The sequence below is a fragment of the Shinella sp. AETb1-6 genome (assembly GCF_009826875.1).
Lineage (GTDB): Bacteria > Pseudomonadota > Alphaproteobacteria > Rhizobiales > Rhizobiaceae > Shinella > Shinella sumterensis.
This window is the reverse complement of sequence record NZ_WUMM01000001.1, coordinates 170,470-192,448: the sequence shown is the minus strand read 5'-3', so window position 1 is coordinate 192,448 and position 21,979 is coordinate 170,470. Positions and strand designations below refer to the sequence as shown.

Here is a 21,979-nt window from a genome sequence, read left to right as displayed (position 1 = left end):
GGCAGGCCATCGTAGGGCCGCTTTCGGACGAAGAAAAGACCGGCCGCTTCATTCGCGGTTGCGCCGCCGACGGCGGCCGCCGCCTTCGCCGCCGCCCTCGTCGGACAGCACCTTGCGTTCGGGCAGCGTCACGACCTTGGCGAGTTCGGGGAAGGGGTCGACCTTGTTCGGCATCGCCATGGCGTTGACGAAGAGCTGCTGGAAATGCGGCTCGAGTGCCGTCTCGATCTTTTCGATGCGGCTGACCTCGCGCTCGATCTCGCGGCGGTGGTCGCGGTTGAGCAGCGCCATCAGTGCGCCTGTGCCTGCCGCATTGCCGACGGCCTTCACCTCGTTGAGGTCGCAATCCGGGATGAGGCCCAGCACCATCGCGTATTTGGGATCGATGAAGGAGCCGAAGGCGCCGGCGAAGCGGATCGTATCGACATGGTCGACACTCTGCTTTTCCATCAGCAGCTTGATGCCGGCATAGAGCGCCGACTTGGCGAGCTGTATGGCGCGGATGTCGTTCTGCGTCACCGTGATGCGCGGCTCGCCGTCATGCAGCAGATAGGAGAAGGTGCGGCCGTTCTGCAGGATGCGCGGGCTTCTCTCCGCCATGGTGCCATCGACGACGCCATCCTCGGATATGAGGCCGGTGAGATACATTTCCGCCACGACTTCGATGATCGCCGAGCCGCAGATGCCTGTTATGCCGACCTTTTCGGCTCCCTCGGCAAAGCCTTCCTCGTCGGACCACTTGTCCACGCCGATGACGCGGAACTTCGGCTCCAGCGTGACGGGATCGATGCGCACGCGCTCGATGGCGCCGGGTGCTGCGCGCTGGCCGGAGGAGATTTCCGCGCCCTCGAAGGCCGGCCCGGTCGGCGAGGAGGCGGCAACGACGCGCTGGCGGTTGCCGAGCACGATTTCCGCGTTGGTGCCGACATCGACCAGCAGCATCATGCGATCCTGCCGGTAGGGGCCTTCGGCGAGCGTCGCCCCCGCCGCATCCGCGCCGACATGGCCGGCGATGCAGGGCAGCGTGTAGAGCCGCGCGCCGCGGTTCACGTCGATGTCCAGTTCGTGCGCCCAGTATTGCAGCGCGCCGGAGACTGCGAGCGCGAATGGCGCCTGGCCGAGTTCCGTCGGGTCGATGCCGAGGAACAGGTGGTGCATGATCGGGTTGGCGACGAAGACCATGTCGAGGATGTCGTGCCGGTCGACGTCGCCTTCCGCGCAGACCTTGCCGATCAGGCCATTGACGGCTTCGCGCACGGCTTTGGTCATGGCTTCCCGGCCGTCCGGGTTCATCATGACATAGGAGACGCGGCTCATCAGGTCTTCGCCGAAGCGGATCTGCGGGTTCGACGTACCCGAAGAGGCGACGATGCGGCCGGACAGCAGCGAGACGAGGTGCATGGCGATCGTCGTGGAGCCGATATCGCAGGCCACGCCATAGGCCTCGTTCTTCAGGCCGGGCCACAGGCCGACGATAAACGGGCGGGAACTGTCCATGTCACGGTGGATGGCGGCGGTGACGCCCCAACTGCCCTTGCGCAGGATCGACTGCACCTGCGGGATGAGATGGGGCGCGATCAGCAGGTCCTTCCAGCCCCAGTCCTTTTCCAGCATCACCTTCAGGCGGTCGAGATCGCCCAGCGGCTTGTGCATGTCGGGCTCGTCCACCTCGACATAGCAGAGCTGGACGGCGGCGTTGCGCTCGATCACCCGGTCGGTCGCGGCCTTGCGCACCACCTGCGCATTGATGACGGTGTCCTGCGGCACGTCCACGACGAGGTCGCCGAGGATGAGGGCGGAGCAGGAGAGGCGGCGTCCTTCGGGCAGGCCGCGGACCTTTTCGTAACGCTCCTCCTTCGGGCCCTTTTCCGAGATGTGGTCGAGCGAGGAGACGATCTTGTGCTTGGCGAAATTGCCTTCCTGCACCTCGATCTGACAGCGCCCGCAGGTCGCGCGCCCGCCGCACACGCTCTCGACGTAGACGCCGAGTTTTCGGGCGGCTTCGAGAACCGGGGTGCCGACCGGGAAGCGGCCGCGCTTGCCCGAGGGCATGAAGAGGACCAGCGGTTCTTTTGCCGAGGCTTCGGTCATGTTGATCTCGCTTTCCCCTTCAATGCGCATCGGATCGGTCTTTCTACGGCCGGCTGGGCCGCCTCATGTCTTCTTGCGGGAAAGGCGGCGCATATTGCTGCGCACGCGCTTGCCGTAGGGTTTCAGCGCGGCCTGCGAAACCGCACGGACCGTGCTTTCCGGCGAGGTCGCCGTCATCATGGCTTTCGCCAGAGCAAGATTGGCCGCCACGGCGCTTTCCGCCGCGGCAGCCATCTTTTCCGTGACCATCCGGGTCATCTCGGCGGTGTTCTGCGTCGAGCCGGTCAGCGCCGCCATGCCCATCTCCTGGCAGCGCATGGCGATCACCAGAGGCGCCTCCAGCCACAGGCTGAAGGCGTCGTGGCGGAACTGGCGCCCGCCGGCCATTATTCGCGCGCCGCGCCCGCACCGGCGCGGGCTGCACGACCACCGCGGCGGCCGCCGGCAGGCGCAGGAGCTGCGGCGCCAGCGCCGGCCGAGGCACCGCCCTCGGCGGGCTTGTGATCGCGGTAGGTCATGATCCAGTTGGTGCAGTTGGGGTCCGTGCCGTTCAGCACGTTGGCGGCGCGCACGGCCTCCATTTCCTGTGGGCGGCAGGGGTTCATGATGGCGGATGTCATGCCTGCGCCGATGACCATGGGGATGAAGCCGGCATTGATGCCGTGACGGTGCGGCAGGCCGAAGGAGATGTTGGAGAGGCCGCAGGTCGTGTTGACCTTCAGTTCGTTGCGCAGGCGGTAAAGCAGCTGGAAGACCTGGCGGCCGGCATCGCCCAGCGCGCCGATCGGCATGACGAGCGGGTCGACGACGATGTCGTGCGGCTTGATGCCGTGGTCCATGGCACGCTCGACGATCTTCTTGGCGACGGCGAAGCGCACGTCCGGGTCCATGGAGATGCCGGTCTCGTCGTTGGAGATGGCAACCACAGGCACATCGTATTTCTTAACGAGCGGCAGGATGGCTTCCAGCTTTTCCTCTTCGCCCGTGACCGAGTTCACGAGCGGGCGGCCCTTTGCGACCTTGAGGCCGGCTTCGATGGCTGCCGTCACCGAACTGTCGATGGCAAGCGGAATATCGACGAGGCCCTGGACGATTTCCAGCGTCTGGACGAGAAGGCCCGGCTCGGTCTCGTTGGGGTTGACGGAGGTCACGCCGGCATTGATGTCCAGCATTGTGGCACCGGCGGCGACCTGTTCCAGCGCATCCTTGATGACGGTCTCGAAATTGCCGGCCTGCATTTCCGCGGCCAGCTTCTTGCGGCCGGTCGGGTTGATGCGCTCGCCGATGACGCAGAAGGGCTGGTCGAAACCGATGACGATTTCGCGGGTGGCCGAGGCGACGATGGTGCGTGTCATATAAGGTCCTCTGAGGCGGGGCGCCGATTGTGATCTAGCGCGCGATATCGGGTGTTACAATGCTGGTCGGCGGACGAAGCGGGAACCCCGCATCCGGCCCTTGCGGGCCACCTTCTCCCCGCGGGGGAGAAGGCAAAAGAGAGGTTGACGGACTTCCCCTTCTCCCCCGCGGGGAAAAGGTGCCGGCAGGTGGATGAGGGGGCAATCTCCTGCATGGCTACCGTCCGTTCAAAGCGGCTGCTGGGCGGCCTGCCCGGCGAGTTTCTGCTGGTCCTGCTCATGGCCGTCCCGGGCCATCTCGATGCGTTCGGCAACGAGCTGGTCGACAGGGTTCGGCTCGCGCTTCCAGGGCTTGCGCCCCTTCAGGACGCCGGAATCATGCACCATTTCCGCGACATATTCTTCCTGCCGGTACGCCATGACGTGAATGCCGGAAACGCCCTCGATCTCCTTCACCTCGTTGATGATGTCGATGCAGAGCTGCTTGCCCTCCTTCTTCTGGTCCTCCGCGCCTTCCAGGCGCTTGATGACGGAATCGGGAATGTGGATGCCCGGCACGTTGGAGCGGATCCACTTGGCGGTCTTGGCCGACGCCATGGGGCCCACGCCCACGAGGATGTAGCACTTCTCGTGCAGGCCGAGGTCGCGCACCTTCTTCATGTATTCGCGGAACATCGGCACGTCGAAGCAATACTGGCTCTGCACGAACTGCGCGCCGGCCTCGATCTTCTTGGCGAGGCGGTAGGGGCGGAAGTCGTAGGGCGGGGCGAAAGGATTGATCGCGGCGCCGAGGAACACCTTCGGCGGCGTTGTCAGCTTGCGGCCGGACAGGAACTTGGAATTGTCGCGCATGATGCGCACGGTTTCGAGCAGCGACATGCAGTCGAGATCGAAGACGGGCTTTGCGCCGGGCTGGTCGCCGGCCTGCACGCCGTCGCCGGTCAGGCACATGATGTTGCACACGCCCATGGCGGCGGCACCGAGAACGTCGCCCTGTATGGCGATGCGGTTCTTGTCGCGGCAGGCGATCTGCATGATCGGCGCATAACCCATGCGAGTCAAAAGCGCGCAGATGCCGAACGACGACATGTGGCAGTTAGCGCCCGACGCATCGACCGCATTGATGCCGTCGACCCAGCCGTCGAAGATCGCCGCGCGTTCGTAGACGTCTTCCGGGTTGGCGCTGTCGGGCGGGTTCAGTTCCGTCGTCACGGCGAATTCGCCGCGCCTGAGCACCCGTTCCAGCCGGCCCAGCGAGGAATGGCCGGGCAGGGGATCGAGCGGCAGGTGGGCCCCTAGCGGGTTTTCGTCGATATGCGCCATGCTCAGGCGTCCTTTCCGGCGGCGGCGGCCGCTTCACGGGCAGCGGCGGCTTCCGCGGTCACGCGCAGCCAGGACGAGGTCTCGCGCAGCGACTGGTTCACCGGCTTCTGCACGTTCATGATGGCGTCTCCCTTCACCATGTTCTGCGAGCCCTTCCAGGCCTGGACCCAAACGCAGGGCATATCCGGTTCCACCTCGCAGTTGCCATTGGCACGCACCCCGCCGCAGGGGCCGTTGCGCAACTGCTTGGGACAGTTCATCGGGCAGGACATGCCCGTGGACGACAGCGCGCACTGGCCGCACATGCGACAGTCGAAAAGAAAACCCTTCACATGCTTTTCGACGAAGGTGATGGGTCGCTCGACGCGCTGGTAGCCGAAGAGCTTCCAGACGGGGTGGAGAAGCAGGAACGCTTCCGCGAAACGGTGGTAGAACCACTCGAAAAAACGGGAATGGCGCACCGCCCAGAGGCGGATCGTGTATTTGTGGCGCGACCGGCGGTTCGGCGAGACGCCTGATGGCGTGAAGGCGCCCGTGGCGGCCTTCTTGGCGGGCGCGGCGTTGCCGGGCTTCTGCGCGCCTTCGAGCTTCGGTTCTCCGAGTTTCGGATCAGCCATTGTCGCGCCCTCCGGCCTTGACGAGGGCGACCAGCCGCTCGCGGTCATAGGCGGCCTCGATCTCGGCGACGGCCTTGTCGGCTTCCGCCTCCAGGTCGTCGGAAACGGGCTCGGGGGCGGCCTTGCGCCATTCGGCGAGGTAATCGTCGGTTTCCGCCGCGCCGGTGCGCATGGCGCACATGTCGATGGCCTCGGTGAAGCGCAGCGAGAGTTCCCGCTTGGCGCTGGCCCGGCCTCTCTTGATGATGACCTGGGCGGGGATATCGCGCCAGTAGACGATGATGCGGTCTGCCATGTCGAATTTCTCCCGGAACATTGCCGCGCGTCTTCAGCCGGAATGCTCTACCCCCTCTGCCGCAACTGCGGGCGGAAAGCGCTCGGCGTCTTCCTCCCGTTGCTATGCTGACAATGCGTGCTGGCGTCGTCGCGGGCTCTACTCGCCACGACTGCCTCATGCTCAAAAACGACGTCGGATTCGACCTCGCCGGGAGGACCTACCAGATGCCGCGGGTCACGCCGTTCCAGAGCCAGGTCCAGATCGGCGGATGATACCATTGTCGCGATGGTGCCGCTATTTTCAAGGGCTTGAGGTTACCCGTCACCGCTTCGTCGAGCGCCTGCACGACAAGGCCGGTGGCGGCGGCCGTCTGGAGGAGCGGATAGGTGTGCATCGTGTCGCGTTTGGAAGGTTTGATGCGCATCTGGTGGAGCACGCCGCCGGTGTCGACGCCGGCATCCACGAGATGGATCGTCGTGCCGAAATTCGCCTCATCCGACCGCACGCGCGACCAGTATCCGCCTTGCAGGCCGCGATATTGCGGGTTGATGCCCGCATGCAGGTTCAAGACCGGGCAGGGTATGGCGGCGAGCGTTTCGGCCTTCAGCATGCGCGTGCTGACCAAAAGCAGGGCGGCCGGCCGGATCTCGGCGATCGCGGCCAGGAACGCCGGGCTGTTGGCGGAGGGAACGGCCACGCGGCGAATTGCCGGATCGGGCGACGGGTCGGCGCCGAAGGTTTTAAGGATTTCGGCGGTGCGTTTCCTGGTGAAGCGCTTGCCGTATTTGGAGACGACCATGGTCGCGAGCTGCCCCAGCGCCTGGATCCAGCCGAGTTTTTTTGCGCGGCGGCGGATGAACAGCGCTTTCGACTCGGGCTCTTCCTCGATCACCACAAGATTAGGGAAGGCCGCCTTGACGGCATTGACGACGATTTCCGGGTTGGGTCCGGGCTGAATCAGCATTGCCACCGTTTCCGTCCGTACTGCCTGCTGCGTCATGTCGATGCCTCGCCGATTTCTGGCGGGCATGATCGGATCCCGCTCTTAGAAAGGCGTAACCGAGGGCGCGGGATTTGCGGGCAGGGCTAAGAATTGGTTAGCGCGTGGTGAGCAGGGCGCCGGTCAGGTCGCCGTAACCGGTGAAGCGGTACTCGTAGGTGAGCCCGAGATAGCCGGCCGCCTCTTTCGCCTTCTGCTGCAGGGCCTCGTCCTCGACCTGTGAGAGATAGACGAGTTTGGTGTAGTTGCCGAAATACATGTCCTTCAGCTGCGGATGCCGGTCGAGGCCGAGCGGCTCGATGACGAAGGCGCGGAACTGGCGGGCCAGGAAGTCGGTGAGGAAGAACGCGGTCACGTCGTCATCCTTCGCGGCGAAGGCCTCGTTGCCGGCGAAGAAGGAGTAACAGTGCGGTCCGGCGATCCGCTCGACGCCGAGCGTTTCGCAGACCCGGTCGAGCAGCCCGCCGGTGCCGCAATCGGCGTAGCCCACGAAGAAACGGGAGAAGCCTTCGGCGCGCGCCTCTTGAACCGCTTTTTCGACGCCGGGCGCAATCTTTTCGGGATGGGCGTGCCAGATGGCGGGCAGGCAGACGAGATCGATGTGATCGAGGCCGTTCGCATCGCGGATCGCGATGATCTCGCGCGCGATCGCACCGCACGCGATCACGCGAACTTTTTCGCGTCTCGTGCGTTTAGACGCCGGACTTCCAAGCCGAAGTTCTGCGTCAACCACATCCATCGAGAGGGACTCCCACCATGACTGGCACAAATCTGACCAAGATCAGCATCGTTCTCGCCGCTCTTCTGGCGCTCAGCGCCTGCGGCAACACCATTCGCGGCGTGGGCAGGGATACGGCCAATGCCGTTGATGCGACGCAGGATGCCGGCCGCAGCGTCGAGCGTGCCGCTCGATAAATCTCGTGGTCAGGCGGCGCGCTTTCAAGGCGCCGCCTGATATTTCACGTCAGCCGGCAAGCATGTTGTGCTTGCGCTTCATGAATTCCTTGGCGGTTTCCACGGCAACGGCCGCATCTCGGCAATAGGCGTCGGCACCGACGGCCTTGCCGAATTCCTCGTTGAGCGGCGCGCCGCCGACCAGGACGACGTAATCGTCGCGCAGACCCTTTTCCTTCATCGTGTCGATAACGACCTTCATATAGGGCATGGTGGTCGTCAGAAGCGCAGACATGCCGAGGATATCGGGCTGTTCGCGCTCGATGGCTTCCAGATAGTTTTCGACCGGGTTGTTGATGCCGAGGTCGATCACGTCGAAGCCCGCACCTTCCATCATCATGCCGACGAGGTTCTTGCCGATGTCGTGGATGTCGCCCTTGACGGTGCCGATCACCATCTTGCCCTGCTTCGGCGCGCCGGTGGCGGCAAGCAGGGGACGCAGGATCGACATGCCGGCCTTCATGGCGTTTGCCGACAGGAGAACTTCCGGAACGAAAAGAATGCCGTCGCGGAAATCGACGCCGACGATGCGCATGCCTTCGACGAGCGCCTGGGTCAGCACGTCGTAGGGTGCCCAGCCGCGCTCCAGCAGGATGTTGGTGCCCTCTTCGATTTCCTCCTTCAGGCCGTCGTAGAGGTCGTCGTGCATCTGCTGCACAAGCTCTTCGTCGGAGAGATCGGCGAGAATGATTTCGTCGTCAGACATTGCGTTTCCTCGTCTCCATTAGCGCTGCGGTCGGCAGGCTCCTCACCCTAGAAATATCCGTCCTCGTGTCGCAATCCGATTTCGAAAACGACGTCGCATACAGCGAAAAGCGACCCGACGAAAACATGCCGCGATCTTACGCTGCAAAACGGTGAATTGACAGCGCAAACAAGAGAATGCCGCTACGATCCCGGCGGCGTCCGCATTATGATCGCGCCAAAGCCGGTATCCAGCGTGCGCCATTGCTTGGCGCTTTGAGACCCGCCCCGATCCGGCGGCTTGCTAGCATAGCAAAAGAGGCGCTTTCGGGCGCGGGAAGAAAGGGAAGACGGATCATGAGCGAGGGCATTGAGCAGGTGGCAGGCGAGGGCACCCAGGAAGGTGGCGGGCGTCGCTCGCGGGAGGGGCGCGGCGCGGCCGCACGGCGCGCATCGCGCACCGGTGGCGGTCCGGGCCCGTCGCTGCCCTATATCACCCGCAAGATCAGGGAATACGAGGTTCTCGACGAGGACGGCCTGCAGCTCATCGAAGCCAATGCCGACCTCATTCTGGAGGAAATCGGCATCGAGTTCCGCGAGGATCCGGAAGCGCTCCAGCTGTGGCGGGACGCCGGCGCTGACGTGCGCGGCGAGCGCGTGCATTTTCCCAAGGGACTGTGCCGCGAACTCTTGAAGACCGCACCGTCGCAGTTCACCTGGCATGCCCGCAACCCCCAGCGCAGCGTCCAGATCGGCGGCAAGGCCACCGTTTTCGTGCCGGTCTACGGCCCGCCCTTCGTGCGCGACCTCGAAGGCGTCAGGCGCTATGCGACGATCGAGGACTTCCGCAATTTCGTGAAGCTCGCCTATATGGCGCCGTCCATGCATTCGTCGGGCGGCACGGTCTGCGAGCCGGTGGACATTCCGGTGAACAAGCGTCACCTGGACATGGTCTACAGCCACCTGAAATATTCCGACAAGCCGTTCATGGGCTCGGTCACCGCGCCGGAACGCGCGGAAGATTCGATCGCCATGGCCAAGATCGTGTTCGGCGACGAATTCGTCGAGAACAACACGGTCATGATGAACCTCATCAACGCCAATTCGCCGATGGTCTTCGACGAGACCATGGTGGGCGCGCTGAAGGTCTACGCCCGGCATAACCAGGCCTGCGTCGTTTCGCCGTTCATCCTGTCGGGCGCGATGAGCCCGGTGACCGTTGCCGGCACGCTGACGCAGATCCTCGCCGAGGTTCTCGCCGGCGCCTCCTTCACCCAGCTCATCCGCAAGGGCGCGCCGGTGCTGTTCGGCACCTTCGCCGCGTCGATCTCCATGCAGTCGGGCGCGCCGACCTTCGGTTCGCCGGAGCCGTCGCTGGTCTCCTACGGCGCAGCACAGCTCGCCCGCCGCCTCGGTCTGCCGTTCCGTACCGGCGGCTCGCTCTGCGGTTCGAAGGTTCCGGATGCGCAGGCGGCGCACGAATCCGCCAACACGCTCAACATGACGCTGCTGGCCGGCACGAATTTCGTGCTGCACGCCGCGGGCTGGCTCGAAGGCGGCCTCGTTTCGTCCTACGAGAAGTTCATGATCGACCAGGACCAGCTCGGCATGATGCAGAAATTCGCCGAGGGCATCGACCTCTCGGAGAATGCGCAGGCGCTCGACGCCATCCGCGAAGTGGGTCCGGGCAGCCATTATCTCGGCTGCGCCCATACCCAGGCCAACTTCCAGACCGCCTTCTATCGCTCGCCGCTCGCCGACAACAACTCGTTCGAGCAGTGGGAGATCGAGGGGCAGAAGCGCATCGAGGAGCGCGCCAACGCGCTGTGCCGCAGCTGGCTCGAAAGCTACGAGGCGCCGCATCTCGACCCGGCCATCGACGACGCGCTTCTCGCCTTCATCAAGGAGCGCAAGGACTCGATGCCGGACGCCTTCACCTGAAAGGGTCCCGACCGCGCCAGGGAGCAAGGCGGAGCGACGCGGGTGGCCGACATGATCCAGAAGGAAGTCTGGCGTCCGCATTATGAGCTCAAGGGAGACGTGACCCGGTGAACGCCTCCGGTCACCACCTCGAAACGATCCGTGCGGCTCTTCAGCCGCACGGTCTTTTTTTGCGCGGTGTGGTGAATTTTGCGGACGGCGAGGCCGCGCCGACGCTGAGTAACAGTCGCCCCGCCGCCAGCGTCGTGCTCATCGGCAATATCGGCAGCTCGCTCTGGCCGGCGTTCTCCCGCTGGCGGCGCAGCCGGGCGGATGCCGGCGGGCCCGACCCGCTCGATACCTGGTCGAAAGATGTCATCGGTCCCATCGCGGCGATGGCCGGTGCAACGGCGTGGTTTCCCTCCGATCCGCCCTGGCAGCCGTTCCAGCAGTGGGCGATGCGCGCGGAGGGTCTGAAAGCCTCGCCGCTCGGCATTCTCATCCATCCCGTTTATGGCCTGTGGCACGGTTATCGCGGTGCGCTTGGCTTTGCGTTCCCGGCCGAGGACGAGCCTGCACCGCGCGGCGCGCATCCCTGCGACACGTGTCTTGACCAGCCCTGTCTCACGACCTGTCCCGCCGCTGCCGTGCGCGCGGACGCATTCGACGTGCCGGCCTGCCGCAGCCATCTGCGCACGCCGCAAGGGCAGGGCGGCTGCCTGCGCGGCGGCTGTCTTGCCCGTGCCGCCTGTCCCGTCGGGGCGGCGTATCGCTACGGGGACGACCAGTTGCGTTTCCACATGGCCGCGCTATCGCTTTGACCATCTGCACGGCGCGCTGCTAAATTCGCCGCATTGCAAGCCGAGCCATCGTTCATGCGCTTTCTCCCCATCCTGTGCTTTTTCCTCGCCACCCTGGCCCTGCGGAGCGTCGCCATGGCCGAACCGCCAAAATGCGCCGAGGTCGAACATCTCGGCGGCCGCTATACGATCTGCACCTTCGATCCCGCCGAAGACACGATCCGGCTCTACGGTGCCCGCACGGTGGGCAGTTCAGGTGCGAGCTACGACCAGCTGAACACATACCTCCTGCGCAACGGCGAGCACATGAGCTTTGCCATGAACGGCGGCATGTACCATCCCGATTACGGCCCGGTCGGGCTTCTCGTCGAGAACGGCCGGGAGACCGGCGCGCTCAACCGTGATGATGCGTTCGGGAACTTCTTCATGAAGCCGAATGGTGTGTTCTGGCTGGCAGACGGCAAGGCCGGCGTTTTGGAGACGGAGGCTTTCGCCAAAGCCGGGCTTTCGCCGCGCGAAGCCACGCAGTCGGGTCCGATGCTGGTGGTCGACGGCAAGATCCACCCGCGCTTCCTGCCGGATGCGACGAGCCTGCAGATCCGCAACGGCGTCGGCATCCTGCCGGACGGGCGCGTGGCCTTCGCCATATCGAAAGACCATGTCCGCTTTCACGATTTCGCGACGCTGTTCCGCGACCGGCTGCACTGTCGCAACGCGCTGTTCCTCGACGGCAGCATTTCCAGCCTCTATGCGCCGGAAATCCGCCGACACGATCGTCGGGCCGCGATGGGAACGATCATCGCCGTCGTGAAAAAGCTGCCCTGGTAAGATTTTTTCGGATTCGATCCAAAGGATTGCCACGCCATGCACGTCTGAAAGGTCAGTGCACGCAATCGGGATGGGCCCGTGGAAACAGAACTCGTCGAAAAGGCGGCTCAGGGGGACCGGCAGGCATTCGCCGCGCTGATCGAGAGCCGCTATGATTTCATCCATGCCGTCGCCTGGCGATGGTGCGGCGACCGGCAGGATGCGGAGGATGTGGCGCAGGAAGTGTGCATACGCCTCGCCAGCGCGATCAGGGGCTTCAAGGGGGCCAGCCGCTTCAGCACCTGGCTCTATTCGGTCACGCTCAATTCCGCCCGCGACCAGATGCGCAAGCGCCGGCGCGCCGCATGGCGCGATGCGGCCTATCTGCGCGAGCAGGCGGTGCTGGAAGCCGGGCGCGCCGAGGATGACGGCGAGGAGCTGTGGCAGGCCGTTCGCCAGTTGCCCGACAGGCAGCGCGATGCCGTCCTGCTCATCTACGGCGAGGGGCTTAGCCATGCGGCGGCAGCCGACGTGCTCGGCTGCGCCGAAACGACCATTTCCTGGCATGTGCACGAGGCCCGCAAGCGCCTGAAGGTGCTTTTGCGCGATGCCGCGTGACGGAAGGATAGACCGATGACCGATCTCGATCTCGAAAAGCTCGCCCGCCGCCAGTCGCCGGCCGCCGGAGCATCGTCGCGCGCCGCAGCCCTTGCCGCCGCCATGCAGGCTTTCGACGACGCGGAAAAAAATGCGACCGCCACCAAAGGTTCCGCCGAGGGCGGGCGTCGAAGCTCCATCTTCAACAGGATATGGAGCCCTATCATGAACCGCAGACTTCTGGCCGGATCGGCCCTTGCCACGCTTCTCGTCGTCCCGGTCGCCGGCCTCGTGACGTATGAACTGGTGCGCAACGGTACCATCGCCTTGCAGGTCGAGCAGACTGGCGATGCGAAAACGCGGACCGATGCGCAGAAACCGGGCGCTGAGACCGCGCAGGTACAGGCCGAAAACAAGAAACAGGAAACGCGTACCGTCGAACAGGCGGACGACGCTGCCGCCCTGTTGAACAGGGAGCGGGCCGCGCAGGCGACGGCAACCCAGGGAACCAGCCAGTCCGCGGCCGACAACCGCGCCGCCGAACCCGCGCCGCTTACCGAAAGCCTGGATGGCGAGACGGCGGTGGTGCCGCAATCGCTTTCGGTCGACCGGACGCTGACGCGGCGCGTGGCGCAGCCCGCGGTGACACAGGATACCGGCATCATGCCCATGCCGCAGGAGGACCGCGAACGCTTCGCCTCCGCCGATCCGAACCCGGTGAAGAGCGTCGCCACCGATCCGGTCTCGACGTTCTTGGCCGATGTCGACACGGCGTCCTACTCCTATATGCGCAGCGCGCTTCTCGGCGGCAGCCTGCCGGAGCCGGATTCGGTGCGTGTCGAGGAGCTGATCAACTATTTCCCCTATGACTGGAAGGGGCCGGAAACGGTGGAAAAGCCGTTCAACGCCACCGTCACGGTCATGCCGACGCCCTGGAACAAGGGCACCGAACTGCTGCATATCGGCATCAAGGGCTTCGAGACCGTGGCGGCCGAACAGCCTTCGGCCAACCTCGTCTTTCTCATCGACGTCTCCGGCTCGATGGATGAAGCCGACAAGCTGCCGCTGCTCAAGAGCGCCTTCCGCCTGCTGGTCGGCAAGCTGAAGGATACCGATACCGTGTCCATCGTCACCTATGCCGGCAATGCGGGCGTGGTGCTGGAACCGACGGCGGCGAAGGAGCGACAGAAGATCCTCGACGCGATCGATACGCTCCAGCCCGGCGGCTCGACGGCCGGCGCCGAAGGCATCGAGATGGCGTACAAGCTGGCGCAGAAGGCCTTCAAGAAGGACGGCGTCAACCGCGTCATGCTGGCGACGGACGGCGATTTCAACGTCGGGCCGGCAAGCGACGAGGACCTGAAGCGCATCATCGAGGAGCGTCGCAAGAGCGGCATCTTCCTCTCGGTGCTTGGCTTCGGCCGCGGCAACTATAATGACGGCATGATGCAGACGCTGGCGCAGAACGGCAACGGCACGGCCGCCTATATCGATACGCTCGCAGAGGCCCAGAAGACGCTGGTGGAGGAGGCGGGGTCCTCGCTCTTCCCGATCGCCAAGGACGTCAAGTTCCAGATCGAGTTCAACCCCGATCGCATCGCCGAATACCGGCTGATCGGTTACGAAACCCGCATTCTCAACCGCGAGGATTTCAATAACGACAAGGTGGATGCCGGCGACATCGGCTCTGGCCATCGCGTCACCGCGATCTACGAGGTGACGCCGAAGGGTAGCCCCGCCGTGCTGAACGATCCCCTGCGCTACGGCAAGGGCGAGACGGCGGATGCGGCTTCGCGCGGCGTCGGTGAGATCGCGTTCCTGAAGATGCGCTGGAAGAAGCCCGACAGCGACACGAGCGAACTGGTCACCATGCCGGTGACGGACAGCAATGTGGTGCCCGATCTCGATGCGGCCTCGGCGGATGTCCGCTTCTCCGTCGCGGTCGCCGCCTTCGGGCAGAAGCTGAAGGGTGTTTCAGCCCTGCAGGACTACGCCTACGGCTCGATCCTCGGCCTGGCGGAGGCGGCCAAGGGCAACGATCCCTTCGGCTATCGCGCCGAGTTCGTGAAGCTCGTCCGGCTCGCCGAGGGCCTGGCGGGCGGCAAGTAACCGCCGCTACCCTGGTCGTCGTCCTTCCGATAGCCGGGGCACGTTTCAGGCGGCGGACGGCGCCTCTGCGCTGCACGGTTCCTGCGCAGTCGCCGGCTGGACATTCTTCGTGCCGGTTTTGCGCGGCCAGACAGGCGACAGCCGCATGAGGGGCGCTCTCCAGCGCCTCTCTTTTTCGGTTGGCAGAGGCGTGCAGGTCGGCGGTGTGGCGTCCACGAGTTCGAGCCCGGCGTCCCGCAACAGGCGCCGGTCCCGGCGCCGGACAAGGTGTTGCAACGCTTCGCGCTCGGCCATTCGCTGCCGCTGGTAGTTCCAAAATTCCCGCAATGTTGCCAGAATATCCATGCCATGCGCCCTTCTTTCCTCCGCACAGCCAAGCAAAGCCGTAGACATTTCACAAACGAATAGCGATGATGGCAGGCATCAGAAAAGGCGATGGCTGAATGTACCCACCTCTTGAAAGCGATCTGCTCCGGATTTTCGTCGCCGTCGCGCAGGCGGGCAATGTCACCCATGCGGGCGAACGGCTCGGGCGAACGCAGTCGGCGGTCAGCATGCAGGTGCGCAAGCTGGAGGAGTCCGTCGGGGCGAAACTGTTTGCCCGCGGCCCGCGCGGCGTGGGGCTGACGATGGAAGGACAGCGGCTGCTGCCCTATGCCAAGCGCATCGTCGGCCTTGTCGACGAGACGACCGCGGCGATGCGCACGCTGCCGCTCGACGGGCCGGTGCGGGTCGGCATTCCCGAAGAATACAACCAGACCATCCTGCCCAATGCGCTGGCGGCCTTTGCTCAGGTGCATCCCGGCGCCGAGGTGACCGTGTTTTGCGGCTATACCGCGCAGCAGATGGAGGCGCTGGAGGCCGATGAACTCGATCTCGCCGTGATCTTCGAATGGGACGGCGGCATTTCCGGTGAGCTTCTGGCGATCGATCCGACGGTCTGGGCGGTCTCGGTCGGGCATGACCTGCACCTGGAGCGCCCGGTGCCGGTCGCGCTCTACCGGCGCTCGGTCTGGTGCCGGGAGTTTGCGGAGCGCTCGCTGGAGCGATACGCCATTCCCTATCGGGTCGCCTATACCAGCGATACGAGCAGCGGCCTGCGTTCGGCGGTGTCGAGCGGCCTTGCCATCGCACCGCTTGCCCGCAGCAACATTCCCGCAGGCGCGCGCGAATTGACCCTTGCCGAGGGCTTTCCGCAGGTCGATTCCTCGCGCGTCGTGCTCAAGCGCAACCCACGCCGTGGCGGGCCGGCCATCGATGGCATGGCGGATCTCGTCCGCAAGTCCTTCGCGCCGCTGGCGGCGGCGACCGATCAGGCTTTCGGATAGGCTCTTTCCAGCCCGCCGGACCGGGTCAGCCCGGCGCGAAAGGCGGCGTGTGCGGCGTGCTGGCTGGAGCGTGCGCATTCCATGAGGCGGATCTGCAGGCGGGCGGGCGCCGTCTCGCCCAGCCATTCGCCAAGCTTTTCCAGCTTCAGGGAATTCAGGAAGCGGGCGGTGGACGCCCGGTCGAGAGATACGCTCAGGCCTTCGAGCAGGTTCTCATCCTGCTGCGGGTTTTGCATCAGCAGGCTCAGATAGGCCTTCTCGCCGTCGCCGAGCGCCAGAAGCTTGTCGGCGACGGTATCCCTGTCCGGAAAGGCGGCCGGATCTGCACTCATATCATCCCCCATAGAATCGTCTCCGTCTTGGATAAGGCGCGCAAAGGCTCGCCGCAAGCGACGGGAAAAATGTGGACTTAAAATCCAATATTGACAAAACGTCTATAATCGGATTGGTTGCCGCCATGTTTGATGCTTCGAATTCCAACGCGCTGCTGGTGCGCCACGCCACGACCGCCGCGGCCATCTCCACCCTGTTCTATCCCCATGCCGAGGTCGTGCTGCACGATCTCGAAACGGGCCGGATCGCGGGTATCTGGAATGCCTTTTCCGGCCGCAAGCCCGGCATGGAATCGCTCGTCGACGGCGAGCTGGAGGAGGCCGGCGAGGCGGGCGTCTATGGCCCCTATGAAAAGACCGGTAACGACGGCCGGCGCCTGAAATCGGTGACGTCGGTGCTGAAGGACGAGTTCGGCCAGGCGCTCGGCCTGCTGTGCATCAACATGGATGTCTCGCATTTCGATGCCGCGGCGAAGCTGCTGTCGGCCTTCACCGGAACGGTGGCGCCGCGTCCGCCGTCGCTGTTTTCCGGCGACTGGCGCGAGGAGATCAATACGGCTTTGCACGACTGGCTGCGCAACCAGGGCCTTGCATTGACGGCCCTGAAGAAGGCCGAGCGCGTGGCGCTGGTGGCAGCGCTTGAGGAACGCGGCCTGTTCCAGACCCGCAATGCGGTCGATCATCTCGCCAGTCTCATCGGCGCCTCGCGCGCCTCGATCTACAACTACCTCGCCGATGCCCGGCGCCAGAACGTCAAGGATTGACCGCGTGACCCCATTGCCGGATTTCCGTCTCGAAACCCATTTTTCCCGCTGGGAGTTCAAGGCTCGCCACCACATGACGGCGAGCGATGCCGAGACGATGAGCATGTCCGAACTCCTGGCGCTTGCCGGCCCCGAGGACCTGGAGGCGTGGGAGCATGTCTCGCTCGGCTATACGCAGACCTGGGGTGCGCCGGAGCTGCGCGAGATCATCGCCTCGACCTACGAGACGCTTGGTGGCGCTGACATCCTGACCTTCGCCGGCGCGGAGGAGGGGCTTTACTGCGCCATGCTGGCGCTGCTCGGGACTGATGATCACGCCATCGTCACCGTGCCGAACTACCAGTCCATGGAGACGCTGCCTGTCACCATCGCCGGCAGCGTGACGGGCGTTGCGCTGCGGGCGGAGAACCGCTGGCAGCTCGACCTCGACGATGTGAGGGCCGCGCTTCGCCCGGAAACCCGGCTCATCGCCGTCAACTTTCCCAACAACCCGACCGGGGCCATTGCTGATCAGGCGACCTTCCGGGAACTGGCTGAGCTTTGCGCGGAGCGCGGCATCCATCTCTTCTCCGACGAGGTCTATCGCGGACTGGAGGTCGACGATGCCAAGCGCCTGCCGCAGGCCGCGGACCTGTTCGACAAGGGCATTTCGCTCAATGTCATGTCCAAGGCCTATGGCCTGCCGGGCCTGCGCATCGGCTGGATCGCCTGCCGTGACCATGCGCTGCTCGAACGCATGGAGAAGATGAAGCACTATCTCTCCATCTGCAACGCGCGCCCTTCGGAGGTGCTGGCCGGTATCGCGCTCAAGGCGCGCGAGACGATCCTGGCCCGCAACCGCGCGCTATGCGCTGACAACACCGAAAAACTGGGCCGTTTCTTCGCGGACTACCCGCGTCTCTACGAATTTTCGCCGCCCGACGGCGGCTGCGTCGCTTTCGCCCGCTATCTCGGAGCCGATGGCGTGGAGGCGCATTGCCGCCGCCTGGTGGAGGAGAAGGGGGTGCTTCTCCTGCCGTCCAGCCTCTATGTCTCCGATCTGCTGCCGGTGCCGGCAGATCGCTTCCGCGTCGGCATCGGGCGCAGGAACATCGACGCGGGCTTTGCGGCGTGGCGGGAATTCCTGTCTGCGGCTTGAGCGCACGCATCATGGCGGGTTAGGCTTGGCAAAGCCCGAATGGAGACAGGGATTGGTCACAAAAACAGAGTTCCTTTCACCTGCTATTTTTTTGATGGTTCTGCTGGGATCGCACTCTTCTGCGCCCGCTGATGACTTCAAGCGATGCGGCGTCCGGCACCACGTGCCGGCGTTGCTGGTTGTCGATAAGGTACTTGGGAGGGATTCTATCGGCCAAGTATACGCTGATTTCTGGGTGACAATGAATCCAAACGCGTTCGTTATCTTAGACATGAAAACGCGGCCCGTGGCTGTGACCCAATTCAGCGGCACTTTCCACGTTGCGCTGCCGGGCAGGGGAGTTCGCGGCATAGGAGCGTCGGTATCGAGCGAATGGATTACCGCAACGGCGCCCGTAAAAATTCGTATCACGCTAAATTATAGACCCAACTGGGAGAAATTCTTGGCAGGTCCGGCCAGCGAGATGGAGGTGTGGGTGTGTGATCAATCTATCACTTACGATGACGGAACTTCCATCATTAGAAATTGATGATTTTCTGCTGCCGGTGCGGGGTGGGCGCGGTGGATCAACTTTAGCAGGGAATGCTGAGGACACGCGCAAAAAAGCCGCCCGCGGCGCTAACCGGGGCGGCTTGCAATTGTCGATCCGACAACCGGTCAGCCGCGCCGGCGGCCGCCGCGTTCGCGGGCGGGCGCCGCGGGGGTTTCATTCGCGGTCTTGTTGCGCAGCGGGCCGATCTTTTCGACGATCGTTTCGAGTGTCGGGCGTTCGCGCGGTTCATGCGCGTCGAGGGCCACGCGCATGGCGGCAAGGTGCTCGCAGGACGTGCCGCAGCAGCCGCCGATGATGCGTGCGCCGGCATCGCGCGCAAGGCGGGCATATTCGGCCATCAGCGGCGGCGTGCCGGAATAGTAGATTTCCGAGCCGCGGAATTCCGGGATACCGCAATTGCCCTTCACGACGACCGTGGCCGAGGGGGCAGCGCTGGTCATGTCAAGCAGCGAGGACAGGATGTCGGAGGCGCCGACGCCGCAATTGGCGCCGACCGCGAGCGGGCCCGCGCCAATGTCGCCGGCCACGCCGTGGATATCCTTCGGATGCAGGCCCATCATCGTCTTGCCGGCCGTATCGAAGGAGCCGGTATAGACGAAGGGCATGCCGACCTTGGTGGCGGCTTCCGCGGCCGCGCGGATTTCATCCGGCGACGACATGGTCTCGATCCAGGCGACATCCGCGCCACCGGCCTTCAGGCCCTCGATCTGCTCGACGAACGCGGCGACGGCATCGTCACAGGTCATGGCGCCGAGAGGCACGAGCAGTTCGCCCGTCGGCCCGACGGAACCGGCGACGATGACGGTGCGCGGCGCCTTGTCGGCGACCGCGCGGGCGATCTCGGCGGCCTTCTTGTTGAGCGCGTGCACACGATCCTGCGCATGGTGCAGTTTCAGGCGGTGCCGCGTGCCCCCGAAGGTGTTGGTGAGGATGATGTCGGCGCCCGCATCCACGAAGTCCTGGTGCAGCTTCGTGATGTTCTCGGGCTTGGCCTCGTTCCACAGTTCCGGCGCTTCGCCCGCTTCCAGCCCCATGGCGAACAGCGACGTGCCGGTTGCGCCATCGGCAAGCAGGAAGGGTTTTTCGGCCAGGAGGCTGGCGAGCGGATTGGTGGCGGTCATGGCATGTCCTCTGTTTGCTCCATCATATAAGGATTTCTTTATGTGGTTGCAACGGCGGATTGGCAGAGCCCCCCATGGAGGCCGTCGACCCCCTTCGGTCCCGGCCGAGTGGCCGCGAGAAACATCTAATTGGGACAGTGCGTCGCAAAACGGGAAGAGGGCGCCCCGGGGCGCCCTCTTGAGGTGCTTGTAATCAGGCTCAGGCCGCCGCCTTCGCCTCGTGGCTCGTCGGCGTCACCATGGAGGAGATGATCGCGCCGATGTCGATCGCGCCGATCGGCCGGCCGGCCTCGTCCACGACATGGGCCTGCGTCTGGTTGGCGCCCGTCATGGCCCGGGCGGCGGTTTCCAGCACGGTGCCCTTGGCGATCGGCATGCCCTGGGGATTGCCCGCGAGCGGCGCCATGATCGTCTCGACATTGACGACGCGGCCACGGTTCACTTCCTTCACGAAGGCCGTGATGTATTCGTCCGCCGGGTTGAGCACGATCTCCTGGCCGGTGCCCTGCTGCACGACCATGCCGTCACGCAGGATGGCGATCTTGTCGCCGAGGCGCAGCGCTTCGTCGAGGTCGTGGGTGATGAAGACGACGGTCTTTTTCAGTTCTTTCTGCAGGTCCAGAAGCACCGTCTGCATGTCGACGCGGATCAGCGGGTCGAGAGCGGAGTAGGCTTCGTCCATCAGCAGGATGTCGGCATCGTTGGTCAGCGCACGCGCGAGGCCAACGCGCTGCTGCATGCCGCCCGAAAGCTGGTTCGGGTAGTGGTTCTCGAAGCCGGCAAGGCCGACGCGCTCGATCCACTGCTTGGCGCGCTTTTCGCGTTCGGCTTGCCCGATGCCCTGGATCTCCAGGCCGTAGACCGTGTTTTCCAGCACCGTGCGGTGCGGCAGGAGCGCGAATTTCTGGAACACCATCGCCGTCTTGTGGCGGCGGAATTCGCGCAGGTCGTTTTCGCTCATCCGACAGACGTCGACACCGTCATAGAGCACTTCGCCGGCCGTTGGATCGATCAGGCGGTTGATGTGGCGGATCAGCGTCGACTTGCCCGAGCCGGAGAGACCCATCACCACCATGATGCCGCCGGCGGGCATGGAGATGTTGATGTCGCGAAGACCGAGCACATGGCCGTACTGCTGGTTCAGCTCGGCCTTGCCCAGGCCGTTCTTCACCGCGTCGACGTAATCGCCGCCACGGGGTCCGAAAATCTTGTAGAGGTTGCGGACCTCGATTGCATGACTAACCATGAATTACCTCCGAATGCTTCTGTAGTCGCCTGCCATAGGCCTGGCTTGTACGGTCGAAAATGATGGCGATGGCCACGAGCGCGAACCCGTTGAGGAACCCCACCGTGAAGAACTGGTTGTTGATGGCCTGAAGGACGTTCTTGCCGAGACCACCGACGCCGACCATGGAGGCGACGACGACCATGGCAAGCGACATCATGATGGTCTGGTTGATGCCGGCCATGATGGTGGGCAGGGCAAGCGGCATCTGCACGTTCTTCAGCTTCTGCCAGGCGGATGAACCGAAGGCGTCGGCCGCTTCCAGCACTTCCTTGTCGACGAGCCGGATACCGAGATTGGTCAGGCGGATCATGGGCGGGACGGCATAGATGACGACGGCGATCAAACCCGGCACCTTGCCGATGCCGAAGATCATGACGACGGGGATCAGGTAGACGAAGCTCGGCATCGTCTGCATCACATCGAGGATCGGGTTGATGAAGCCCTGCACCCGGTCCGAGCGTGCCATCGCAATGCCGATGGGAATGCCGATCACGATGGCGATGAGCGTGCAGACCGTGACCATGGCGAGCGTCACCATCGTGTCGTTCCACAGGCCCAGCATGCCGATGACGAGCATCGAAGCGGCCGTTCCGATGACGATCTTGGTGTTGCGGCTGGCGAAATACACGATGGCCAGCAGGATCAGCAGGATGATCGGCCATGGCGACGTGACGAACAGGCGCTCGAGATAGTTCAAAAACCATTGCAACGGCTGAACCATCGCATCGATTGCATTGACGTAACTTCTGACGAGCCCCTTGAACCCGTCATCGACAGTCTTTCTCACGGCGCGAATGCTCGCGTCGCTGAATGCCGGAAACTTGCAAAGAAAGACCGGCAACGAGTCGCATAGTCCTGCCATCCTTTTCCCCTCTTCCTACCGGTCGATGGTGCCCCGCAATGCGACGGATGTATCCGGCA

24 protein-coding genes are annotated in these 21,979 nt (G+C 64.3%); 10 read left to right on the top strand and 14 right to left on the bottom strand.

Annotated elements, in window-relative coordinates:
- Positions 1–48: 48 nt before the first annotated feature.
- The 8 genes from GR158_RS00905 to GR158_RS00870 all read right to left on the bottom strand — a co-directional run bounded on the left by GR158_RS00905 (position 49) and on the right by GR158_RS00870 (position 7,402).
- Positions 49–2,121 (bottom strand): ASKHA domain-containing protein, encoded by a 2,073-nt coding sequence (locus GR158_RS00905; RefSeq protein ID WP_160869369.1) that lies wholly within the window; start codon positions 2,119–2,121, stop codon positions 49–51.
- 33 nt (positions 2,122–2,154) lie between these two features.
- The gene (locus GR158_RS00900; RefSeq protein WP_160869368.1) at positions 2,155–2,478 is read right to left on the bottom strand and encodes a hypothetical protein; all 324 of its coding nucleotides are present in this window, start codon (positions 2,476–2,478) and stop codon (positions 2,155–2,157) included.
- Complete coding sequence (locus GR158_RS00895; RefSeq protein ID WP_134649471.1) at positions 2,478–3,446, bottom strand: methyltetrahydrofolate cobalamin methyltransferase; 969 nt, start codon at positions 3,444–3,446, stop codon at positions 2,478–2,480. Before GR158_RS00895 ends, GR158_RS00900 begins: the two co-directional genes overlap by 1 nt.
- A gap of 228 nt (positions 3,447–3,674) precedes the next feature.
- Complete coding sequence (locus tag GR158_RS00890; RefSeq protein ID WP_160869367.1) at positions 3,675–4,769, bottom strand: methylenetetrahydrofolate reductase; 1,095 nt, start codon at positions 4,767–4,769, stop codon at positions 3,675–3,677.
- A 2-nt stretch (positions 4,770–4,771) separates the two neighbouring features.
- Positions 4,772–5,386 carry a methylenetetrahydrofolate reductase C-terminal domain-containing protein gene (locus tag GR158_RS00885; protein ID WP_134649469.1) on the bottom strand — a complete coding sequence of 205 codons (615 nt, stop codon included), beginning with the start codon at positions 5,384–5,386 and terminating at the stop codon, positions 4,772–4,774.
- A complete protein-coding gene (locus tag GR158_RS00880; protein WP_134649468.1) occupies positions 5,379–5,681 on the bottom strand; it encodes a virulence factor in 303 nt (100 codons plus the stop codon). The genes GR158_RS00885 and GR158_RS00880 overlap by 8 nt, the downstream gene beginning before the upstream one ends.
- 199 nt (positions 5,682–5,880) lie before the next feature.
- Complete coding sequence (locus GR158_RS00875) at positions 5,881–6,627, bottom strand: formyl transferase (protein WP_246665502.1); 747 nt, start codon at positions 6,625–6,627, stop codon at positions 5,881–5,883.
- 133 nt (positions 6,628–6,760) lie between these two features.
- A complete protein-coding gene (locus tag GR158_RS00870) occupies positions 6,761–7,402 on the bottom strand; it encodes a DUF1638 domain-containing protein (RefSeq protein ID WP_160869365.1) in 642 nt (213 codons plus the stop codon).
- 17 nt (positions 7,403–7,419) lie between these two features.
- Here GR158_RS00870 and GR158_RS00865 point away from each other — a divergent pair, with 17 nt between their 5' ends.
- The gene (locus GR158_RS00865; protein WP_160869364.1) at positions 7,420–7,578 is read left to right on the top strand and encodes an entericidin; all 159 of its coding nucleotides are present in this window, start codon (positions 7,420–7,422) and stop codon (positions 7,576–7,578) included.
- Between the two features lie 49 nt (positions 7,579–7,627).
- On the opposite strand, the gene GR158_RS00860 is transcribed toward GR158_RS00865, so the two are convergent.
- A complete protein-coding gene (locus tag GR158_RS00860; protein WP_023514481.1) occupies positions 7,628–8,323 on the bottom strand; it encodes a B12-binding domain-containing protein in 696 nt (231 codons plus the stop codon).
- A gap of 335 nt (positions 8,324–8,658) precedes the next feature.
- Between GR158_RS00860 and GR158_RS00855 the strand changes: the two genes are divergently transcribed.
- From GR158_RS00855 to GR158_RS00835, 5 genes are all read left to right on the top strand, one after another.
- Positions 8,659–10,242, top strand: coding sequence for a trimethylamine methyltransferase family protein (locus tag GR158_RS00855; RefSeq protein ID WP_160869363.1), 1,584 nt, complete (start codon positions 8,659–8,661; stop codon positions 10,240–10,242).
- 107 nt (positions 10,243–10,349) lie between these two features.
- Entirely contained in the window at positions 10,350–11,042 is a 693-nt protein-coding gene (locus tag GR158_RS00850) for a 4Fe-4S dicluster domain-containing protein (protein WP_160869362.1), read from the top strand.
- Positions 11,043–11,156: 114 nt separating this feature from the next.
- Positions 11,157–11,849, top strand: a complete 693-nt coding sequence (locus GR158_RS00845) for a phosphodiester glycosidase family protein (protein WP_246665501.1) — start codon at positions 11,157–11,159, stop codon at positions 11,847–11,849.
- 78 nt (positions 11,850–11,927) lie between these two features.
- Positions 11,928–12,446 carry an RNA polymerase sigma factor gene (locus GR158_RS00840; protein ID WP_134649461.1) on the top strand — a complete coding sequence of 173 codons (519 nt, stop codon included), beginning with the start codon at positions 11,928–11,930 and terminating at the stop codon, positions 12,444–12,446.
- A 15-nt stretch (positions 12,447–12,461) separates the two neighbouring features.
- Complete coding sequence (locus GR158_RS00835; protein WP_160869360.1) at positions 12,462–14,534, top strand: VWA domain-containing protein; 2,073 nt, start codon at positions 12,462–12,464, stop codon at positions 14,532–14,534.
- Between the two features lie 45 nt (positions 14,535–14,579).
- Here the strand turns inward: GR158_RS00835 and GR158_RS00830 are convergent, their stop codons facing one another.
- Positions 14,580–14,879: a hypothetical protein gene (locus GR158_RS00830; RefSeq protein ID WP_160869359.1), complete on the bottom strand. Its 300-nt coding sequence runs from the start codon at positions 14,877–14,879 to the stop codon at positions 14,580–14,582.
- 98 nt (positions 14,880–14,977) lie between these two features.
- On the opposite strand from GR158_RS00830, the gene GR158_RS00825 reads away from it, so the two are divergent.
- Positions 14,978–15,862 carry a LysR family transcriptional regulator gene (locus GR158_RS00825; protein WP_160869358.1) on the top strand — a complete coding sequence of 295 codons (885 nt, stop codon included), beginning with the start codon at positions 14,978–14,980 and terminating at the stop codon, positions 15,860–15,862.
- Here GR158_RS00825 and GR158_RS00820 read toward each other — a convergent pair.
- Positions 15,847–16,194: a hypothetical protein gene (locus GR158_RS00820; protein WP_134649458.1), complete on the bottom strand. Its 348-nt coding sequence runs from the start codon at positions 16,192–16,194 to the stop codon at positions 15,847–15,849. The two genes, GR158_RS00825 and GR158_RS00820, sit on opposite strands and share 16 nt — an antisense overlap.
- 125 nt (positions 16,195–16,319) lie before the next feature.
- On the opposite strand from GR158_RS00820, the gene GR158_RS00815 reads away from it, so the two are divergent.
- Genes GR158_RS00815 through GR158_RS00805 form a run of 3 tightly spaced genes read left to right on the top strand, consistent with a single transcriptional unit; the run spans position 16,320 to position 18,625 of the window.
- Positions 16,320–16,958, top strand: a complete 639-nt coding sequence (locus tag GR158_RS00815; protein WP_160869357.1) for a transcriptional regulator — start codon at positions 16,320–16,322, stop codon at positions 16,956–16,958.
- 4 nt (positions 16,959–16,962) lie between these two features.
- Positions 16,963–18,096, top strand: coding sequence for a pyridoxal phosphate-dependent aminotransferase (locus tag GR158_RS00810; RefSeq protein ID WP_160869356.1), 1,134 nt, complete (start codon positions 16,963–16,965; stop codon positions 18,094–18,096).
- 52 nt (positions 18,097–18,148) lie between these two features.
- Entirely contained in the window at positions 18,149–18,625 is a 477-nt protein-coding gene (locus GR158_RS00805) for a hypothetical protein (RefSeq protein ID WP_160869355.1), read from the top strand.
- Between the two features lie 128 nt (positions 18,626–18,753).
- Here the strand turns inward: GR158_RS00805 and bmt are convergent, their stop codons facing one another.
- The 3 genes from bmt to GR158_RS00790 all read right to left on the bottom strand — a co-directional run bounded on the left by bmt (position 18,754) and on the right by GR158_RS00790 (position 21,920).
- Positions 18,754–19,770 (bottom strand): betaine--homocysteine S-methyltransferase, encoded by a 1,017-nt coding sequence (gene bmt / locus GR158_RS00800; protein ID WP_160869354.1) that lies wholly within the window; start codon positions 19,768–19,770, stop codon positions 18,754–18,756.
- Positions 19,771–19,969: 199 nt separating this feature from the next.
- Entirely contained in the window at positions 19,970–21,016 is a 1,047-nt protein-coding gene (locus GR158_RS00795; RefSeq protein WP_134649453.1) for a glycine betaine/L-proline ABC transporter ATP-binding protein, read from the bottom strand.
- Positions 21,009–21,920: a proline/glycine betaine ABC transporter permease gene (locus GR158_RS00790; protein WP_134649452.1), complete on the bottom strand. Its 912-nt coding sequence runs from the start codon at positions 21,918–21,920 to the stop codon at positions 21,009–21,011. Before GR158_RS00790 ends, GR158_RS00795 begins: the two co-directional genes overlap by 8 nt.
- Between the last annotated feature and the right edge of the window lie 59 nt (positions 21,921–21,979).

Coding starts and splice junctions, on each gene's coding strand:
- GR158_RS00815 (WP_160869357.1), top strand. CDS start 16,320: ATGTTTGATGCTTCGAATTCCAACGCGCTGCTGGTGCGCCACGCCACG.
- GR158_RS00860 (WP_023514481.1), bottom strand. CDS start 8,323: ATGTCTGACGACGAAATCATTCTCGCCGATCTCTCCGACGAAGAGCTT.
- GR158_RS00875 (WP_246665502.1), bottom strand. CDS start 6,627: ATGCTGATTCAGCCCGGACCCAACCCGGAAATCGTCGTCAATGCCGTC.
- GR158_RS00830 (WP_160869359.1), bottom strand. CDS start 14,879: ATGGATATTCTGGCAACATTGCGGGAATTTTGGAACTACCAGCGGCAG.
- GR158_RS00835 (WP_160869360.1), top strand. CDS start 12,462: ATGACCGATCTCGATCTCGAAAAGCTCGCCCGCCGCCAGTCGCCGGCC.
- GR158_RS00905 (WP_160869369.1), bottom strand. CDS start 2,121: ATGCGCATTGAAGGGGAAAGCGAGATCAACATGACCGAAGCCTCGGCA.
- GR158_RS00885 (WP_134649469.1), bottom strand. CDS start 5,386: ATGGCTGATCCGAAACTCGGAGAACCGAAGCTCGAAGGCGCGCAGAAG.
- GR158_RS00825 (WP_160869358.1), top strand. CDS start 14,978: ATGTACCCACCTCTTGAAAGCGATCTGCTCCGGATTTTCGTCGCCGTC.
- bmt (WP_160869354.1), bottom strand. CDS start 19,770: ATGACCGCCACCAATCCGCTCGCCAGCCTCCTGGCCGAAAAACCCTTC.
- GR158_RS00895 (WP_134649471.1), bottom strand. CDS start 3,446: ATGACACGCACCATCGTCGCCTCGGCCACCCGCGAAATCGTCATCGGT.
- GR158_RS00880 (WP_134649468.1), bottom strand. CDS start 5,681: ATGGCAGACCGCATCATCGTCTACTGGCGCGATATCCCCGCCCAGGTC.
- GR158_RS00820 (WP_134649458.1), bottom strand. CDS start 16,194: ATGAGTGCAGATCCGGCCGCCTTTCCGGACAGGGATACCGTCGCCGAC.
- GR158_RS00900 (WP_160869368.1), bottom strand. CDS start 2,478: ATGGCCGGCGGGCGCCAGTTCCGCCACGACGCCTTCAGCCTGTGGCTG.
- GR158_RS00845 (WP_246665501.1), top strand. CDS start 11,157: ATGGCCGAACCGCCAAAATGCGCCGAGGTCGAACATCTCGGCGGCCGC.
- GR158_RS00890 (WP_160869367.1), bottom strand. CDS start 4,769: ATGGCGCATATCGACGAAAACCCGCTAGGGGCCCACCTGCCGCTCGAT.
- GR158_RS00870 (WP_160869365.1), bottom strand. CDS start 7,402: ATGGATGTGGTTGACGCAGAACTTCGGCTTGGAAGTCCGGCGTCTAAA.
- GR158_RS00855 (WP_160869363.1), top strand. CDS start 8,659: ATGAGCGAGGGCATTGAGCAGGTGGCAGGCGAGGGCACCCAGGAAGGT.
- GR158_RS00865 (WP_160869364.1), top strand. CDS start 7,420: ATGACTGGCACAAATCTGACCAAGATCAGCATCGTTCTCGCCGCTCTT.
- GR158_RS00790 (WP_134649452.1), bottom strand. CDS start 21,920: ATGGCAGGACTATGCGACTCGTTGCCGGTCTTTCTTTGCAAGTTTCCG.
- GR158_RS00795 (WP_134649453.1), bottom strand. CDS start 21,016: ATGGTTAGTCATGCAATCGAGGTCCGCAACCTCTACAAGATTTTCGGA.